The sequence below is a fragment of the Bacillus sp. HMSC036E02 genome, from assembly GCF_001836235.1.
Lineage (GTDB): Bacteria > Bacillota > Bacilli > Bacillales > Bacillaceae_G > Bacillus_A > Bacillus_A cereus.
Map to the genome: position 1 here is coordinate 93452 of NZ_KV827834.1, position 17624 is coordinate 111075.

A 17624-nucleotide genomic window follows, 5' to 3' on the forward strand; every position below is an offset into this window, starting at 1 on the left:
ACCACCTTGGTCAATCGCGATATCTACAACGACAGAACCTGGTTCCATTGATTGAATCATTTCTTCAGTTACAAGTTTTGGCGCTTTTGCACCTGGAATTAATACTGCACCAATAACAAGGTCAGATTCTTTAACAGCTTCTGCAATGTTATATGGATTAGACATTAATGTTTTTACTTGGTTACCGAAAATATCATCTAATTGACGAAGACGTTCTGCACTTAAGTCAATGATTGTTACATCTGCACCTAAACCTACTGCAATCTTAGCTGCGTTTGTACCAGCTTGACCACCGCCGATGATTGTTACTTTGCCGCGTTTTACCCCTGGAACGCCTGCAAGTAAAATACCTTTACCACCTTTGTTTTTCTCAAGGAATTGTGCACCGATTTGTGCAGCCATACGACCAGCTACTTCACTCATAGGTGCAAGTAATGGTAAAGAACGATTGTCTAATTGTACTGTTTCATATGCGATTGATGCAACTTTGTTATCGATTAATGCTTTCGTTAATTCTGGTTCTGGAGCTAAGTGTAAGTATGTGAATAAAATTAAACCTTCACGGAAATAGCCGTATTCACTTGCTACTGGCTCTTTTACCTTCATAACCATATCTTGATTCCATGCTTCTTCAGCAGTTTCTACAAGTTTCGCACCAGCTTGTACGTATTCTTCATCCGTAAAGCCAGATCCTAAACCTGCTCCTTTTTGAACAAAAACTTCATGACCATTTTGTACTAAATGTACTGCTCCCGCTGGCGTCATTGCCACACGGTTTTCATTGTTTTTAATTTCTGTTGGAATACCGATACGCATGATTAGTTCCCCCTTGAGTTATGAAATGACCCCTGAATCATTTTTTAAAGCGCTTTCTACGCTCTTATATTTTAACATAATATCTCAATATTTGACAAAAAAATAACACGAGTTTTCCGATAGATTTAATTTTATATTAAAGGACAGTATTATCCGCACCTCTCAGCACAATGGATAAACTGTCCAATTATTCGAAACTTCATCTTATTTTATTCTATCGATGTCTATGAATAACATCCACTGCACCAGTCACTTCAATAATTGTACCGGTAATCATATCGGAATCGTCCTCACATAAAAACGAAATGGTTCTTGCAATATCTTCACCTGTTCCAGATCTACCAATCGGTGTGTTATGCTCTTTCAGCTGACGTGCTTCTTGAATAGTTGCCTCTTTCATCTCGCCTATAATATCACCAGGACATACCATGTTCGCAGTAATACCATACTCCGCTTCTTCATAAGCAACTGTTTTCGTTAATGAAACAAGTCCTACTTTCGCTGCGGCAAAAGCTGAACGATAAATCCATCCCGGTGCACTATCCGCCCCTTGAAATCCGTAATTAATAATACGGCCAAAGTTCTGTTTTCTCATGACCGGAACGACAAGTTTTAATAAATGAAATACCGCTGTTAAATTTCCCTGAATCATTTCATTCCATTCATCTTCTTCATAATCAACTAACTTTTTTCGTTCAAATACATATGGACCAGCATTATTAATTAAAAAGTCAATTTTGCCAAAACGGCTCATCGCTTTTTCTACTATTTTATGTAAATCTTCCTTTTTCGTGACATCCGCTTGCACGAATTGTAGACGCTCTTCCACATCTTTATATGTTTCTTTCATCGTTTCCATAGCCGTGATATCGCTATGGTACGTTACTGTTACTGAATAGCCTTTAGCCAATAATTTTTCTGTTACTTGCTTTCCTAAACCTTTCGTACCGGCTGTAATGAGCGCATGTCTCACAAAACTGCCCCCTTTTAAATTGCTATACTTCATATGTAACAAGTTCTCGCTCCAATTACAACTAAAATGAATTGAAACAGAGTTTTCAAAATTCTGTAACGTTTCTGGCAAGCACGTTACCAAAATTTGTTTTATAATTAAGTTGTAAACAGTTATAAAACAGATTGGGAGGAATTTACTATGAATAATACATATACAAATATTTTAATCGCGGTGGATGGTTCTAAAGAAGCAGAAAAAGCCTTTAAAAAAGCAATTCAAGTCGCAAAGCGCAACAATGCAACATTAACAATTGCTCATATCGTTGATGTAAAAGCATACTCAGCAGTAGAAGCTTATAGCCGTGCAATTGCGGAACGTGCAAATCTATTTGCAGAAGACTTATTAGAAGACTACAAAAAAACTGCGCTTGAAGCTGGTCTTGAAAAAATTGAAACTGTATTAGAATTCGGTAATCCTAAATCAAAAATTTCAAAAGAAATTGCTCCAAACCATAAAGTAGATTTAATTATGTGTGGCGCGACTGGTTTAAATGCTGTTGAGCGTTTCCTAATTGGTAGCGTCTCTGAACATATTATTCGCTATGCGAAATGCGATGTCCTTGTTGTTCGTGGTGATGAAGAGCAAGGTGAGCTTTAATTTATAGATAAAACACCAAGTCCACATAGGCTTGGTGTTTTTCATTTTATAAACTTCACTATAAACACAAGACATGCTACGACAACAACGGTAATTGCCAACACATAAGGCGGAAGAAACTTCAAAGACCATAACGCCATCATGATTGTCGCGATCGTTAAGTACGTTTGCTTTGCATCTGCTGTCATTTTTTTACGAAGTAAGAAGACGTACAAATAGCCAATTGGCGGCGTAATGAAGTAAAGAACATATATGATTTTTGATTTTAAATACCATTTTTGTTCTCCAAGTTTCTTTATATCCCCTTCTATTCTCTTATGCTCTTGTTCTCTCGCTTCTTCTACAAGCGGGTCTTCCTCTTCTCCTCGCTTTTCTTTCATATAAGGAAGAAAGTGCATAAAAAAATAGTATGCGAATACGAACGCTCCAAATCCAATATTTAATCTTTCTAATGGAATATGTTCACTAAAAAAAGCAGCAGTAAGCACTAAAGACAAACAGTACGTCATCATCCAAAATGAACGTTTTCTCTTTTTTTGTTCCATTTCTTTTTTATCTTGTACATATTTTCTTTTCGAAAACCATATTGAAATACAGCAGTCTACTACAAATAGAATAAAGATAAGTATCCCGACGTGTACTGTTTCTACATCCTCAAATGAAAACATATTTGGGAATGCAACGTGTAATACAATTAGCGTGTACAAAATTAACCCTATAAAATAAATACGTCTCATTTTCCATCCCTTTCTTATTTCCTAACATTACGTTAACATACATTTTTTAGAAATAGACGGACAAAATATATATGTGTAAAAAAGGAGGATGCAACATGGATGATTCTGAACGTATTATTTTAGATGTGAATGGGAAAGAACTCGAAATGCTAGATACGATTCGTACTCATTTTAAAGAGAAACATGGCGTTGAACTAAGTAACGGTGCATTACTTAGAGATTTGATGGATATTGAGTATATTCGAATTACGGAAGATCGACATAAGTATGATTAATTTGTGGCTATAAAAAAAGAAGGTAAGCTTCTCTCCATCAAGATTAGCGTACCTTCTTCCCTATAAAATCAATCAACTTCCAACAAACTCTCCAACTAACCCCTTCGCCTTCTCCAAAGCGTTTTTGATTTGTTCAAATCCTGTTCCACCCGCACTATTACGACGCTTTACAGCCGCATATGGTGAAAGAACTTCATACAAATCTTCTTCAAATAAAGAGCTCATTTCTTGATATGTTTCAAGCGGGACATCTAATAAATAAATTCCTTTTTGTGTGCAATGTAGCACTAACTTCCCAACAATTTCATGAGCTTGACGGAATGGTAGTCCTTTGTTTGCTAAATAGTCGGCAATTTCTGTTGCGTTGGAGAAATCTTGCGTCACAGCTTGCCCCATTTTTTCTTTGTTTACAGTCATCGTTTCAAGCATGCCCGCCATAATATGAAGGCATCCTTCTACTGTTTTTACTGTATCAAACATTCCTTCTTTATCTTCTTGCAAGTCTTTATTGTAAGCGAGCGGTAATCCTTTCATTACTGTAAGTAAACTGAATAAATTACCGTATACTCTGCCTGTTTTACCACGGATTAGTTCTGCCATATCCGGGTTTTTCTTTTGCGGCATAATGCTGCTTCCAGTTGCGTATTGATCGCTCATTTCAATAAATTGAAACTCTTGGCTACTCCATAAAATAAGTTCTTCACAAAAGCGCGATAAGTGCATCATAAGCATAGATGAGTTACTTAGGAACTCCAGTATGAAATCACGATCGCTTACTGCATCTAAACTATTTTCATATATTCCATTAAATCCAAGAAGCTCCGCACTATATTCTCGGTCAATCGGGAATGTCGTCCCAGCTAGCGCTCCTGCTCCTAATGGGGAGATATTAATACGCTTTAACGAATCTTCATAACGATTTACATCACGCTCTAACATCCAAAAATAAGCGAGAATATGATGAGCAAATGAAATCGGCTGGGCACGTTGCAAATGCGTATAGCCAGGCATAATCGTTTCAATATTATTTTCTGCTTGATGAACAAGAACAGTTTGCAATTGCTTTGTAGCTTTTATAATATGTTCTACCTTTTCTTTTAAATACAAATGCATATCCGTTGCCACTTGATCGTTACGGCTTCGGCCTGTATGAAGTTTCCCTCCTACTTCGCCAATTTGTTCAATTAACATCTTTTCGATATTTAAATGAATATCTTCTGCTTCTACTGAAAATTGTAGCTTATTCTCTTTTGCTTCTTTCAATAAATATTGAAGACCTACCTTTATTTTCTCTGCTTCTTCTTTCGTCACGATGCTCTGCTTTGCTAGCATCGTGACGTGTGCAATACTCCCGTTTATATCTTGATTTACTAATTGTTGATCGAAGGAGATGGATGCTCCAAACTCTTCAACCCATGCTTCCGCTTCTTCTGTAAAACGTCCGCCCCAAAGTTTGCTCACGCTTCCACCTTCTTTTGATTCACTTGGCTGTATACTTTCGTCGGTAAACCAAATAATGAAATGAATCCAACTGCTGCATCATGATTAAATTCGTCCTGGGCAGTATATGTTGCTAATTTTTCATCGTATAAAGAGTACTCAGATTTACGTCCTTCTACAATCGCATGACCTTTAAATAATTTCACACGCACTGTACCTGTTACATTCTTTTGCGTTTCTTGTAAAAATGCATGAAGCGCTTGTTTTAAAGGTGAGAACCATAAACCGTTATAAATAAGTTCTGTTATTTTCTGTTCAATCACTGGTTTAAAATGTGCTACTTCTTTTACGTGTGTTAAATCTTCCAACTCTTTATGCGCAGTGATTAACGTCATTGCTGCTGGGCATTCGTATACTTCACGAGATTTAATACCGACAAGACGATTTTCTACGTGATCAATACGTCCAACGCCGTGTTTTCCAGCGAGCGCATTTAACGTTTTAATTAATTCTGCAAGTGAATATGCAGTGCCATTTAAAGTAGTCGGTACGCCTGCTTCAAATCCGATTTCTACAAACTCTGGTTTATTCGGTGTATCTTCTAACGCCAATGTCATCTCATATGCATCTTCTGGCGGCGCTGCCCATGGATCTTCTAAAATTCCACATTCGTTGCTGCGTCCCCATAAGTTCTGATCGATTGAAAACGGGCTATCTAAATTAATCGGAATTGGTACATCGTTTTCTTTTGCATATGCAATTTCTTCTTCACGTGACCATTTCCATTCACGTACAGGCGCAATCACTTCTAAGTAAGGATTTAATGCTTGGATAGAAACTTCAAAACGAACTTGGTCATTTCCTTTTCCTGTACATCCGTGTGCAACTGCAGTTGCGCCTTCTTGTTCTGCGATTTCTACTAATTTCTTTGCAATAAGCGGACGAGATAATGCAGAGACAAGAGGGTATTTTCCTTCGTATAATGTGTGTGCTTGCATCGCCATCAATGCATATTCATTCGCGAATTCTTCTTGAACGTCAATCATATATGATTTAATTGCACCTACTGAAAGTGCCTTTTCTTTTACAAATGCTAAGTCTTTACCTTCCCCTAAATCTAAACAAAGCGCGATAATATCATAATTTTTCTCTTGTAACCATTTAATTGCAACAGAAGTATCAAGACCTCCGGAATATGCTAATACAACTTTTTTCTTCTTCATTTTGCATCCCCCTAAAGAATAAATATTCATTTTCTTTTATAATAATTCACACTTTACCACCTTTCACAAAATGTATCAAGAGTCATTTTCAAATTTTTTCAAACAATTTCGTCGAACTTCTTTCTGTTTTTCTGTACAATATAAGCAGGAAAACGGGGGTGAACTTATGGAAAAGTATTTCTTATACGATGAACATCTAGGAATTGAAATTCCGCATTTACAAGAAGACTGGGAAGAAATCCCCGAAAAAATGCAACATGCTATTTTACTAAAATGGGAACAAGTTCGCGGGAAAATTCCTGATCGTATAAAAGAACTTGAGCACTATATTAATACAAAACAACATTATTTATATAACGAAGAAGACTTCGAAGTTTCTTGTAAACTAAATTCAGAAATTGCCGATCTTGCTTCCATCATTAATGACCTTTGGCTTTGGTATCGACTCACTCAAAATGTATCTGAGGGGAAAGCACACCAATGAAAAAAGCATGCCCCTCAATTACTTTGGGTCATGCTTTTTTGTCATAACATGATTTACAATATATCTCTTGTGCTGTTTTTGCCAAACACACATCAAAAGGGCCAACTAATATACTTCTTTCTTTCGGCAACTTTACAAAAGCAACAAGCTCTTCTTCATATTGAATTTTTTTCTGACATGAAATACATATTAATTCTTTTCTTTTGAACATTCCTTTTAGCATACCTTCACTCTCCCCTTCATCTATCTATATTAATATACTCTCATAATAGTTAAGACTTGTAAAAAAATGACACATTCCGAATCTAATGATTCATATACTATGTACAAAAGGAGGTCTACAGCTTATGCGTGCTTTCGTTATTATCGCTTTAACTTTTTTAAGTGTGATTAGTTGGGATGCGTTTTTTAAAGATAAAAGTGATGAAAAGAATACAACGGAATAAAACCCTTTTTTTCTTACTTATTGGACAAACCGTTACAAACTGTCCAATCCTCCGAAATAACTTAGGCTTTTCTACAAAAATATTTAAACATAACATTTTTTGTAGATTCCCTCCGTTTATTGTCGGTTTCCATCCGCATACATTTTTTAAAAGTATGATATAATAGTATAAATCTTGAAGGAAGGGATTTTGATATCATGATCGCTCGAAGGAGCATGTGGCATCGTATTGACGAATCATACACGTAGCGTATTTTTCAGCTCAGATACTTTAGTCTAGCGAAAAAAATACGAGAGTGGGGAAATTATGATTGCCCGAAGGATAATTTGGCAAAAAAAAGACTCTTCTTACACATAGCGTTTTGTTTAGGACTTAATTGTTACTAACTAAACAAAACAAAGAAGAGCAGGATTGCTAAATGACGAATCCTACTCCACGTTTTGTTTAGTCGTTTTAAGACTTAAACTAAAACGAAGGTAGGGAGAATTGATGGACGAGAGGATTATTCGTTATTTCTTCAGCGACATATAGCGTAGTTAGTTTTTTCGTAAACTAACTGAAAGCTACATGTGAGCTCGTAGTTAGTTTACAACACAAAAAGGACTACTAACTACGGAAAGAAGGAATAACGATGAGGAACATCCAAAGTCGGCAAATTATTAAAGAAATTTTTATGGTTTTAATCGGTTCATTTATTTTAGCAGCAGCGCTATATCACATTCACTTCCAAAACCACTTAACAGAAGGTGGCTTTGTAGGAATTGCACTATTCATTCAAAACTTTTATGATATTTCACCATCTATTTCAACTGTATTAATGGATATCCCAATTATTTTACTGTGCGCTTCATTTTTAGGTAGAAAAATGGTTGGTTATTCATTCCTAGGTTCAATTTCATTCGGAGTATTTTATTCCTTTATGGAAAATTATTCTCCATTTACGGTAGATTTATCAAATAACTTATTTATAGCTGCAGTAGTTGGCGGTGCGTTAGCTGGTATTGGACTCGGTTTTATATTGCGATTTGGCGGTGCAACCGGTGGAGACGATATTTTAACAATTGTATTAAGTAAACGAACTCGTTTTACAATTGGGCAAATTTTCTTCGTCTTTGACGCGATTGTTCTTGCGCTTTCATTATATTATTTAAATTGGACAGAAATTGCTTTTACTATTCTTTCGATTGCCGTACAGGCAAAAACATTGGATTTAATTTATTATCCAAAAACAGAAAAAACAGCAGAAAAACAGCCAGTATCTGTTCCAATGTCCAAAAAACATGCAACAAATTAAAAAAGCGAAAGGCTTCGGCCTCTCGCTTTTTTTATGCTCTTTTTTCTTTCTCGACTATATGGCGCACTTGATAAAATCTATTTGCAAATTCAGTAACGTTTCTTGTTAAACGATAATTCACTGTAGATCCAATTGCCATTCCAATTACCGGTATACCTTGGAATAATTTACGACGAAGAGCATAAATCGAAAATGTCTTCAAAATTTGTTTTAACACAACCTCAGTAGAAGCTGTTTGTAGCACTGCTTCGTCTCCTTCGTAGAAGAACGAATCTTCTTGCTCCAGCTCTTGCAATAAATTGTACCATGCGTATTGCTGAAGTCTTCCTGGTAGTAATGACGCATGAAACACCTTTAACGCAAGCATCATTTCATACGGCTTGTTCACATCATGTCCAAATGATGTTGCAATAAGTTGGACTGCCTTCACATTTAATGCGATCATAACCGGAAAATCCGCCGTTAATAATAATAAACCTCCAGCACCTGTTGCCCCGCCTTGTACAAATGAATATAGACGATGACGTGCTGTTTGCTGCTCTGCTATGTATGTTAATTGATCAATAGATAATGCTTTCAAATCTTCAAGCTGTTCAATCGATTCATCAAATAATCTTGATGTTCCTAAAATCCGATTACGTGCATCTAACTGTGCTTGTGAACTTTGAATAAATGCATGCAAATGAAAGAGCCATCCATCTGCTTTCGTGAAGAATTCTTTTCGCTTTTTCTCAGGTAATTTCGCAACTGTAGTATGTAACCATTTATCAAACACTTTTTGAAAATCGGTCGCTTCTTGCTCAACTAATTGCGCTTCCCATTCTTTTATATTGTCTAAAATGGCTTGTTCTCGCTTCGATCGCATCGTAACAACCACCTCGTTCGATTTTTTTCTATTGTAACATATTTCTGCTTATTCTTTGCAAATATGCTTGTCTATCTTTATTCACATACCATTTTTGAATGGCATAAAATATTAACAAAAAGGATGAGATAAATCACATGAATCTATCCGATATAAAAAAAGAATATAATGCGGTATTCAGCTTAGGACAAAACTGCTGGCCTGCTTGGGCATTATATCAATTAGAATTATCACCATTTTTTGGCGTTATTGATTTTATGCTAAGCCCCTCATTAGAAAAAGTGAATGTATTATTACAAAATCGATTTGACCGCTTTTTAAATTTCGAAAATTTATCCTTCATCTCATTTTGGGATGATGATGCAAAATTAAGATTAAGGGACAACCTTTATGAAATTGACTCCTGTCATGACTTTAAAACAGATGTAAACACACCAACTTCTTGGCCTTCTTATACAGAAATTAAGTTAAACTATGAACATCGTATTAATCGTTTTCTAGCTACAATTGAAACGGCAGAATCCATATTATTTATTCGAACTGGAGGAACATATGAAGAAGCATGTTCCCTAGAACAAATTTTATCTCAAATCGTTACACATACATTCTCTGTCCTGTTACTAATTCCTGCCGATATACCAACTATCACCCAAGAAGATTGGGGATTACAACGTGTTTGCGTTATGAAATGTCCTATTATGGATGTATACCAATACAATGAAGCATTTTGGAAAGACTTATTTGATGGAATTACGATTAGACCACATTCTTAAATACATGACACCTTTACTACAAAACATATTATAATCTTCCTTATACAAAAAAATAAGGAGTGATTGTATATGTATCCACGTGCAAAGGCTTTTGGCATTGCTATACATCACGGGCGTCTTCTCGTACAAGAATATCATTCAGCCGATGAAACATTTTACCGACCTCTTGGTGGTTCAATTGAACTTGGTGAACAATCAGCACATACCGTTATTCGTGAATTTAGGGAAGAGCTTCATACAGAAGTGGAAATCACCAATTATTTAGGTTGTTTAGAAAATGTCTTTCATCTAGATGGAGACATTGGTCATGAAATTATTCAACTATATTCTTTGCGTTTATTAGACACGTCACTATATGAAATGAAAATATTAAATATACAAGATGAGGAAACAGTAACATATGCGAAATGGATTCCTATTACGGCATTCATTCAGAAAGAAAAAATATTATATCCGGATGGAGTTTTAAAATACATCCAAAAGAAAAAAGACGAAATCCTATAGGATTTCGTCTTTTTTTTCATATATTAACCAATATCTCCAAGACGTAGTACGTCACGAGCAATCATAACTTCTTCGTCAGTTGGAATTACGATAATTTTTACTGGAGAGTGTGGGAAGCTGATGAATGCTTCTTCACCGAATACGTTATTACGTTTTGCATCGAAGTATACGCCCATGTACTCAAGGCCTTCTAATACGCGCTCACGAATAATCGCACTGTTTTCACCTACACCAGCTGTGAAGATGATTGCGTCTACACCTTTCATACGAGCAGTGTAAGAACCGATGTATTTGTGGATACGGCTTACGAATACATCAAGTGCTACTTTCGCACGGTGGTCGCCTTCTTCTTCTTTCGCAATGATGTCACGTAGGTCACTAGAGTAACCAGTAAGACCTAACATACCACTCTTCTTGTTTAATACGTTAACTACTTCTTCTACTGTTTGGCCTGTTTTTTCCATGATGTATGGAATTAACGCAGGGTCAAGGTTACCAGAACGTGTACCCATTGTTACACCAGCAAGTGGAGTGAAGCCCATAGAAGTATCAATAGATTTACCGCCTTCTACTGCTGCGATACTTGCACCGTTACCTAAGTGACAAGAAAGTAAGCTTAAGCTTTCAATTGGACGACCTAATAATTCAGCCGCACGCTCAGTTACATATTTATGAGAAGTTCCGTGGAAACCGTATTTACGGATGCCGAATTTTTCATAGTACTCATATGGTAAGCTGTATAGGAATGCAGATTCCGGCATTGTTTGGTGGAATGCTGTATCGAATACTGCTACTGCTGGTACGTTTGGTAATACTTCTTGGAATGCTTTAATACCAACAACGTTTGCTGGGTTATGAAGTGGTGCTAAATCGCTTAATTCTTCGATATCAGCTAATACTTCATCAGTAATTAAAACAGAATCAGCAAATTTTTCGCCGCCGTGAACAACACGGTGACCGATACCGCCAATCTCATCTAGAGATTTAACGATTCCGTTTTCAGTTAATTTTTTTAGAAGCATATTAACTGCTACTGCGTGATCTGGAATGTTTGTAATTTCTTTTTGTTTTTCGCCATCTACAGTAATAGTGAAGATACTATCTTCTAAACCGATACGTTCTACTAAACCTTTTGTTAATACTGTTTCACTTGGCATTTCAAATAATTGGAATTTTAAGGAAGAGCTTCCTGCGTTAATCGCGATGATTTTTGACATCTAGTCTTTCGCCCCTTTTTCTCTTGGTAGTTGTGTGGATGTTTCCACAAACCGCTCGATTTTATCTGATCAAATTCACTAAATATGAAAACGTTTCATCATTAGCAAATTTTATACTCACGATTTTAATTTAAACATCGTCCGACATATATTTCAAGTGAAAAAATTGTAACACCAAGAAAAAATATATATTACAGATTTCAAAAAAATTCAGTTAAATCTTGTATATATTTAAAAATATGACATATTATATAAAACTGTACTACATGAATCACTAATGCTGTTACATATACCTAGCTTTATTTATGTGTTGCAAACCAAGTATTTAATTGATCCATAATGTCTTCCATCGCCTTCATGTTAGAGAATTTAGGCAACTCCACTAATAACGCCTGTTTTGGCATTGTTACATTAGCGCCTTTCTTTTGGAGAACAAATATACTTTTTGCATTTTTCTCGTTTTTAAACATGGAAACAGGAAGCTGTAATAACCCTTGAATAAAGCATGTTTCTTTAATAAATGCATGTAATTTTGGTGCCTGGTCACTTTCAAAAATGAAGTTTGGTACTAAGAAGAATAAGTACCCGCCCTCTTTCGTATGTTTCACACTTTGTTCAATAAATAAGTGATGGGCATATGACATTCCTTCATCTGCTTTTAATTTATATTCACTTGCACCGATTTCGTTTGGATAATAACCAACTGGCAAGTCTGAAACGACTGCATCAACTGGATCGATATAAAGTGGTGCTAGTCCATCTTGATGGAAGAATTCGATTGCATGCTTTTGTAAATTTGCATTTACTAAAGCAAGTTTAATTAGCACTTCATCCACTTCTACACCAAATCCACTCATTGTTAGTCCTTCTTTAGCGCTATTAAACACTGTAGTCATTAAGTTACCTGTTCCAATTGCAGGATCTAAAACTGTAATTTCATTTTGACCTTGCATAAATTTATGGAATAAGTAACTCATGAACATCCCAACTGCATCAGGTGTCATTTCGTGATTCGCTTGTACGCCTTCTTTCATTCCTTTTAAGATGGCTAACTGAAATGCTTTACGAATTTCTTCACCTTTATATGTTTCTTCATTAAACGTACTATATTCACGATTCAGCCTTTCAATTGCTGATTCGGATAATTCCTCTTGTAAAATCGCTCCCTCAAACAAGTTATCACCTGTTTCTACAAGCGCCTCTAAATATGTTACATCTAATTCTTTACGTAAAACTACCGCAGAAGAATCAAAAATAGAAAATAATGTTTCTACTGTCTGACTCACGTACATTCCTCCTTCTCTCTTTTACACATAACTTATATCATACCACAAAGTGTTTTTTTCCAAAAAGAAAAAGCGACCTCCTGTAAAGAGCTCCCTTTTAAGTTATATATGATATAACGTTTTTTCTCATATATCGATGCCGTTACAGAGCAATATATGAGAAAAAACGACCTCTTTATAAGAGGTCATTTCCTTCACATTACTTCGCAGATTTAGCTGCTTCTAATGCTGCTTCATAGTTTGGATGGCTTGTACCTTCGCTTACGTACTCTGCGTAAACTACTTTGTCGTTGCTATCTACTACGAATACTGCACGAGCAAGTAAACGAAGCTCTTTCATTACTAAGCCGTAAGCTTCACCGAATGAAAGGTCACGGTGGTCAGAAAGTGTTACAACATTTTCTAAACCGTTTGCTGCACACCAGCGTTTTTGAGCGAATGGTAAATCAGCGCTAATTGTTAATACTTTCGCGTTTTCAATACCTGCTGCATCTTGGTTAAAACGACGTGTTTGTGCATCACAAACACCTGTGTCGATTGAAGGTACAACACTAATTAATTTCACTTCGCCTTTGTATGTTTCTAAACTTACTGGAGATAAGTCGTTTGCTAATACTTGGAAGTTTGGCGCTTGATCGCCAACTTTAACTTCTGTTCCAACTAAAGTCATTGGATTACCTTTAAAAGTTACGTTTGCCACTTGAAAATCCTCCCTTATTTAAACAAAATATGTACAATGTAAATGATAGTTTGTCCCTATCGATAATGCAAATAAAATCGCTTTATTTACAAAAAAATTAAAGAAGCTAACCTATTGATTAGCTTCTTTATTCGTTAAATTTGAAATTCAGGATCATCTTCTTTTCGTTTATCCATCATTTCTTTCACTTTATCAACAGCTTGTGGAGCTAATTCAATTATTTTATCGATGACGTGTGTTTGTTTATCTAAGTGCAATACTTTCACACCATCTCCATTTATAACAAGAAAGGCAACAGGATTAATAGAAACTCCTCCACCACTTCCCCCGCCAAATGGATGGCGGCCTGAATGTTCTACTTTACCAAATTCACTTCCACCAGCAGCAAATCCAAAACTTACTTTCGAAACAGTAAGAATTACACTTCCATCTGCCGCTTTAATTGGGTCACCAACAATGGTATTTACATCAGTCATTTGTTTTAAATGCTGCATTGCGGTTGTCATTAAACCTTGAATTGGATGGTCCATTCTATATCCCCCCTATGCTTGAACAGATTTTTCTGTCATACCAGATCTTTGCTTCCTCATAAATATGAGCAATTTCACCGCTGTTTTTATAGTGCGGAATATCCGAAAAGATGCTGTTAACTCACATCTTGACGCAAATCCTTTCCCTTGAAAAACAGGAGTAATTTCAAATTCTGGTACATCGACAATATGCATATATTGTCCGACAACTCCAGCAGCCATACCTTTTGTCCCCCATGCATATCCAGTGACAATTCCAGTACTAGCTGCGTCGCCTGCTCCAATTTGTGTATGCCATTTCCAACCATTGATTTTCACTCGTTTGAGAAAATCTTTAACAATAGTATGAACTTCTTGAAGCTTTTTTATCAGTTCACCAATGCTGTCAAGTTGCGCCATAATTTTATTATCGAGTCCGCCGTCCTCTTCAGCTTTTTCGATTTTCTGTCCTGTCTTTTTCTGCTGTTTTTCAATTCTTTCCAACACATCAAATGTATATCGAATCATCCATATTTTCACTTGAAGCAAACATTGCTTTTCCATTTCTGAATATAAAAATGTCACCTTAAGCTTTATTTTCGACAATAGTATAAACAAAATAAAAAGAAGAAGAATTATTATTCCAATTACGAACCACTTCATACGTATCATCCTTTCACTCCGTACCCATTATCGACAACTTTATTCATCATTAAACAGGGTTCTATAAGATTGAATATAAAAATTTTTCTAAAAATAAAAAGGTATTTTGACAATTTATATCGAAATATATTATTTGAACATATCATCAGGGAACGGACTCTAATGATATGTAGCACGAAAAACAGAAAATTTAACTGCAGTGGAGGGATACATAATGGCAGATCGTCGCAATTTATTTTTCTTTTATGGTGATGACAAAGCAACGCTCGTTGAAAAAATGAAACCAATCTATCGTATTTTAGAAGAGAATGGATTTACCATATTAGATCATCCAAAAAATGCAAACGCTATCGTCAGTGTTGGAGATGATGCAACCTTCTTACAAGCCGTTCGTAAAACTGGTTTTAGAGAAGATTGTTTATACGCAGGGATTTCTACGAAAGATGAAATTTCTTTCTACTGCGATTTCCATATTGATCACGTTGATACAGCCCTTCAAGAAATTACAAAAAATGAAATTGAAGTGCGTAAATATCCAACAATTCAGGTAGATGTAGATGGCAGTACATCTTTCCATTGTTTAAATGAGTTCTCATTACGTTCTAGCATTATTAAAACATTCGTTGTAGATGTTCACGTTGATGATTTATATTTCGAAACTTTTAGAGGGGACGGTTTAGTAGTTTCTACCCCAACAGGAAGTACTGCTTACAATAAATCATTGCATGGTGCAGTTGTTGACCCGCTTATCCCATGTTTCCAAGTAAGCGAACTAGCATCTTTAAACAACAACACTTACCGTACGCTCGGTTCACCTTTCATTTTAAATCACGAACGTACATTAACTTTAAAACTAAGACCAGACGGTAACGATTATCCTGTTATCGGCATGGATAACGAAGCGCTTAGTATTAAACAAGTGGAAAAAGCTGTTGTACGCTTAAGCGATAAACAAATTAAAACAGTTAAATTAAAAAACAACTCTTTCTGGGAAAAAGTACAGAGAACGTTTTTATAGGATTAAAATAACCGCAGAATTATGGAATTCCATAATTCTGCGGTTATTTATTTACCCCGATTGGCGCGGACAATAATCTCTTACTATCCGGCCGTTATTCTTGTCAGTTTTTGTCGGTAAGTCGATATATTCCGATAATCGCTCATATATTTTTACGCATCTTTTCTATAGACAACTTGGCCATCTATTACGGTCATTTCTGCTTGTACTTCTTTTATTTCTTCTGCCTCAATTTCAAACATATTGCGGTCTAATATTGTAAAGTCTGCTTCATATCCTTTTGTAATTTGCCCTCGCTTCGCTTCTTTTCCAATTGCATAGGCACTTCCTGTTGTAAATAAAGAAACAGCCTCATATACCGTTAATCTTTCCTCAGGCATATAGCATACACCGTCAATAAAACTTCTACGTGTAACAGCGCTATATATACCTAGAAACGGATTTACTTGTTCAATGGGGGCATCTGAGCCACCATTACAATGTAGCCCTGCTTCCAGTAATGTCTTCCAAGCATACGCATAACGAAGACGGCGCTCTCCTAGTTTTTCAATGACTGACGGAAAATCTGATGAAAGAAAGACTGGCTGTATATCTATAATGACTTGCAAGTTTTTCATTCTTTCAATTAACTCCTCACGAGCAAGCTGACAATGAATAATGCGGTCACGTAACCCTTTTGCTGGTGGATATAATTCGAGTGCATCAATGACATATTCAAGCGATAAATCACCGATAGTATGAATCGCAACTGGCATATGTAAATCTCGTGCTTTCTTCACTAATTCTGCAAGTTCTTCACATGAGAAAATCGCAACCCCATTCGTTTCCTTCGCATCTTCATACGGTTCACTTAATAATGCTGTTCTTCCGCCAAAAGAACCGTCAGAAAAAATTTTCATTGCCCCAAATTCAATATAATGTTCATTTTCATATTCTTTTCGTTCATGTGCTACTTCATGGTGAACGAGCAAATGGGCTTTAAATGGCATTTCTTTTATCACATGAGAAAACGCATTATGCGTTTTTCTAAAACCACCATAATAATTTAAATCTTCCGTATGCCCGCCAACAAGTCCGTATTTCCAGCAATCTTTAATCGCTGTTTGCAGAGCTCTTTGTAAATAAGCTTCATCAATTTCTGGCTGAACATGTTTAATTAATTCTTGCCCTTGTTCATATAAAAGTCCTGTTAACTTATTTGATGAATCCCTGCCAATTTTCCCGCCTTTTGGATCTTCTGTCGCTTCTGTTATATTCACTTCTTGCAGTATGTATGAATTCACCCATGTAACGTGACGACAAACTCTCTTTAATAAAATAGGATGGTCTTTCGAAATTTCATCTAAATCACGCGCGTGAACATCTTTCGTATCTGTAAAGTTATTTTCATTCCATCCTTCTCCAATAATCCAAGAGCCCTTTGGAGCTTCTTCCACTCGCTTCTGAACAAGAGCCAGTACTTCGCTATAAGATGTACAATTTGATAAATCTAGACGGAGTAATCTCTCTCCATGCCCAATAAGATGCATATGGCTATCAACGAGACCTGGGATCATTGTTTTTCCTTTTAGGTCATGTAACTTTACGTTTGAATATCTGCTTTCTAATTCTCCCTTATTACCAGCATCAACAATTATGCCGTTTTCAACGTAAACAGCGTCCACTTTTTCATTTTCTTCTCTCATTGTGTAAATGGTGCCGCCATACCAAATTTCTCCCATATATCCCATCTCCTTTATTTTTTATTGTATAAAAAAAAGCA

The 17624-nt window shown here is 36.0% G+C and carries 20 protein-coding genes; 7 read left to right on the plus strand and 13 right to left on the minus strand.

All coding sequences use genetic code 11. From position 1 onward, the window contains the following. Positions 1-816: alanine dehydrogenase (ald, locus tag HMPREF2590_RS11175; protein WP_070861399.1), on the minus strand; the 816-nt coding region annotated here is incomplete at its 3' end. A gap of 214 nt (positions 817-1030) precedes the next feature. After that, positions 1031-1822, minus strand: coding sequence for an SDR family oxidoreductase (locus HMPREF2590_RS11180; protein WP_002005829.1), 792 nt, complete (start codon positions 1820-1822; stop codon positions 1031-1033). 147 nt (positions 1823-1969) lie between these two features. On the opposite strand from HMPREF2590_RS11180, the gene HMPREF2590_RS11185 reads away from it, so the two are divergent. Then, positions 1970-2428, plus strand: coding sequence for a universal stress protein (locus HMPREF2590_RS11185; protein WP_001066673.1), 459 nt, complete (start codon positions 1970-1972; stop codon positions 2426-2428). A gap of 41 nt (positions 2429-2469) precedes the next feature. Here the strand turns inward: HMPREF2590_RS11185 and HMPREF2590_RS11190 are convergent, their stop codons facing one another. After that, the gene (locus tag HMPREF2590_RS11190) at positions 2470-3165 is read right to left on the minus strand and encodes a hypothetical protein (protein WP_001252909.1); all 696 of its coding nucleotides are present in this window, start codon (positions 3163-3165) and stop codon (positions 2470-2472) included. Between the two features lie 95 nt (positions 3166-3260). Between HMPREF2590_RS11190 and HMPREF2590_RS11195 the strand changes: the two genes are divergently transcribed. Next, positions 3261-3440 carry a hypothetical protein gene (locus tag HMPREF2590_RS11195; protein WP_000342765.1) on the plus strand — a complete coding sequence of 60 codons (180 nt, stop codon included), beginning with the start codon at positions 3261-3263 and terminating at the stop codon, positions 3438-3440. Positions 3441-3512: 72 nt separating this feature from the next. Here HMPREF2590_RS11195 and argH read toward each other — a convergent pair whose 3' ends face one another. Then, complete coding sequence (gene argH / locus HMPREF2590_RS11200; RefSeq protein ID WP_000041289.1) at positions 3513-4901, minus strand: argininosuccinate lyase; 1389 nt, start codon at positions 4899-4901, stop codon at positions 3513-3515. Further along, positions 4898-6103, minus strand: coding sequence for an argininosuccinate synthase (locus HMPREF2590_RS11205; RefSeq protein ID WP_000727588.1), 1206 nt, complete (start codon positions 6101-6103; stop codon positions 4898-4900). Before HMPREF2590_RS11205 ends, argH begins: the two co-directional genes overlap by 4 nt. A gap of 166 nt (positions 6104-6269) precedes the next feature. Here HMPREF2590_RS11205 and HMPREF2590_RS11210 point away from each other — a divergent pair, with 166 nt between their 5' ends. Continuing rightward, a complete protein-coding gene (locus HMPREF2590_RS11210; RefSeq protein WP_000417219.1) occupies positions 6270-6587 on the plus strand; it encodes a hypothetical protein in 318 nt (105 codons plus the stop codon). Positions 6588-6615: 28 nt separating this feature from the next. Here HMPREF2590_RS11210 and HMPREF2590_RS11215 read toward each other — a convergent pair whose 3' ends face one another. Next, positions 6616-6810: a hypothetical protein gene (locus HMPREF2590_RS11215; RefSeq protein ID WP_000911985.1), complete on the minus strand. Its 195-nt coding sequence runs from the start codon at positions 6808-6810 to the stop codon at positions 6616-6618. A gap of 854 nt (positions 6811-7664) precedes the next feature. Between HMPREF2590_RS11215 and HMPREF2590_RS11220 the strand changes: the two genes are divergently transcribed. Beyond that, positions 7665-8327 carry a YitT family protein gene (locus tag HMPREF2590_RS11220; RefSeq protein WP_001244515.1) on the plus strand — a complete coding sequence of 221 codons (663 nt, stop codon included), beginning with the start codon at positions 7665-7667 and terminating at the stop codon, positions 8325-8327. Positions 8328-8358: 31 nt separating this feature from the next. On the opposite strand, the gene HMPREF2590_RS11225 is transcribed toward HMPREF2590_RS11220, so the two are convergent. Further along, entirely contained in the window at positions 8359-9192 is an 834-nt protein-coding gene (locus HMPREF2590_RS11225; RefSeq protein ID WP_001256853.1) for an EcsC family protein, read from the minus strand. A 137-nt stretch (positions 9193-9329) separates the two neighbouring features. On the opposite strand from HMPREF2590_RS11225, the gene HMPREF2590_RS11230 reads away from it, so the two are divergent. Continuing rightward, complete coding sequence (locus HMPREF2590_RS11230) at positions 9330-9965, plus strand: DUF1796 family putative cysteine peptidase (protein ID WP_001053732.1); 636 nt, start codon at positions 9330-9332, stop codon at positions 9963-9965. A gap of 69 nt (positions 9966-10034) precedes the next feature. Then, positions 10035-10469: an NUDIX hydrolase gene (locus HMPREF2590_RS11235; protein ID WP_000283470.1), complete on the plus strand. Its 435-nt coding sequence runs from the start codon at positions 10035-10037 to the stop codon at positions 10467-10469. A 23-nt stretch (positions 10470-10492) separates the two neighbouring features. On the opposite strand, the gene ackA is transcribed toward HMPREF2590_RS11235, so the two are convergent. The 5 genes from ackA to HMPREF2590_RS11260 form a co-directional block, all read right to left on the minus strand. Then, positions 10493-11686 carry an acetate kinase gene (gene ackA, locus HMPREF2590_RS11240; protein ID WP_000034575.1) on the minus strand — a complete coding sequence of 398 codons (1194 nt, stop codon included), beginning with the start codon at positions 11684-11686 and terminating at the stop codon, positions 10493-10495. Positions 11687-11985: 299 nt separating this feature from the next. Beyond that, on the minus strand, positions 11986-12972 hold the full coding sequence (locus HMPREF2590_RS11245) for a class I SAM-dependent methyltransferase (RefSeq protein ID WP_000084367.1): 987 nt from the start codon (positions 12970-12972) through the stop codon (positions 11986-11988). Between the two features lie 199 nt (positions 12973-13171). Next, a complete protein-coding gene (gene tpx, locus HMPREF2590_RS11250) occupies positions 13172-13672 on the minus strand; it encodes a thiol peroxidase (RefSeq protein ID WP_000024525.1) in 501 nt (166 codons plus the stop codon). A gap of 134 nt (positions 13673-13806) precedes the next feature. After that, positions 13807-14202 (minus strand): GerW family sporulation protein, encoded by a 396-nt coding sequence (gene ytfJ, locus HMPREF2590_RS11255; protein WP_000350003.1) that lies wholly within the window; start codon positions 14200-14202, stop codon positions 13807-13809. 12 nt (positions 14203-14214) lie between these two features. Beyond that, positions 14215-14853 carry a DUF2953 domain-containing protein gene (locus HMPREF2590_RS11260; RefSeq protein WP_002098024.1) on the minus strand — a complete coding sequence of 213 codons (639 nt, stop codon included), beginning with the start codon at positions 14851-14853 and terminating at the stop codon, positions 14215-14217. A 205-nt stretch (positions 14854-15058) separates the two neighbouring features. On the opposite strand from HMPREF2590_RS11260, the gene HMPREF2590_RS11265 reads away from it, so the two are divergent. Continuing rightward, positions 15059-15862, plus strand: a complete 804-nt coding sequence (locus HMPREF2590_RS11265; RefSeq protein WP_000785177.1) for an NAD kinase — start codon at positions 15059-15061, stop codon at positions 15860-15862. 152 nt (positions 15863-16014) lie between these two features. On the opposite strand, the gene HMPREF2590_RS11270 is transcribed toward HMPREF2590_RS11265, so the two are convergent. After that, positions 16015-17583, minus strand: a complete 1569-nt coding sequence (locus tag HMPREF2590_RS11270) for an amidohydrolase (protein WP_000503985.1) — start codon at positions 17581-17583, stop codon at positions 16015-16017. Positions 17584-17624 lie beyond the last annotated feature (41 nt).

Bases quoted from the DNA above. Each gene is read 5' to 3' on its own strand.
- HMPREF2590_RS11220 (WP_001244515.1), top strand. From the start codon at position 7,665: ATGAGGAACATCCAAAGTCGGCAAATTATTAAAGAAATTTTTATGGTT.
- HMPREF2590_RS11265 (WP_000785177.1), top strand. From the start codon at position 15,059: ATGGCAGATCGTCGCAATTTATTTTTCTTTTATGGTGATGACAAAGCA.
- HMPREF2590_RS11225 (WP_001256853.1), bottom strand. From the start codon at position 9,192: ATGCGATCGAAGCGAGAACAAGCCATTTTAGACAATATAAAAGAATGG.
- HMPREF2590_RS11230 (WP_001053732.1), top strand. From the start codon at position 9,330: ATGAATCTATCCGATATAAAAAAAGAATATAATGCGGTATTCAGCTTA.
- HMPREF2590_RS11180 (WP_002005829.1), bottom strand. From the start codon at position 1,822: ATGAAGTATAGCAATTTAAAAGGGGGCAGTTTTGTGAGACATGCGCTC.
- ackA (WP_000034575.1), bottom strand. From the start codon at position 11,686: ATGTCAAAAATCATCGCGATTAACGCAGGAAGCTCTTCCTTAAAATTC.
- HMPREF2590_RS11235 (WP_000283470.1), top strand. From the start codon at position 10,035: ATGTATCCACGTGCAAAGGCTTTTGGCATTGCTATACATCACGGGCGT.
- HMPREF2590_RS11215 (WP_000911985.1), bottom strand. From the start codon at position 6,810: ATGCTAAAAGGAATGTTCAAAAGAAAAGAATTAATATGTATTTCATGT.
- HMPREF2590_RS11190 (WP_001252909.1), bottom strand. From the start codon at position 3,165: ATGAGACGTATTTATTTTATAGGGTTAATTTTGTACACGCTAATTGTA.
- ytfJ (WP_000350003.1), bottom strand. From the start codon at position 14,202: ATGGACCATCCAATTCAAGGTTTAATGACAACCGCAATGCAGCATTTA.
- HMPREF2590_RS11270 (WP_000503985.1), bottom strand. From the start codon at position 17,583: ATGGGAGAAATTTGGTATGGCGGCACCATTTACACAATGAGAGAAGAA.
- HMPREF2590_RS11260 (WP_002098024.1), bottom strand. From the start codon at position 14,853: ATGATACGTATGAAGTGGTTCGTAATTGGAATAATAATTCTTCTTCTT.
- HMPREF2590_RS11210 (WP_000417219.1), top strand. From the start codon at position 6,270: ATGGAAAAGTATTTCTTATACGATGAACATCTAGGAATTGAAATTCCG.
- HMPREF2590_RS11185 (WP_001066673.1), top strand. From the start codon at position 1,970: ATGAATAATACATATACAAATATTTTAATCGCGGTGGATGGTTCTAAA.
- HMPREF2590_RS11195 (WP_000342765.1), top strand. From the start codon at position 3,261: ATGGATGATTCTGAACGTATTATTTTAGATGTGAATGGGAAAGAACTC.
- HMPREF2590_RS11205 (WP_000727588.1), bottom strand. From the start codon at position 6,103: ATGAAGAAGAAAAAAGTTGTATTAGCATATTCCGGAGGTCTTGATACT.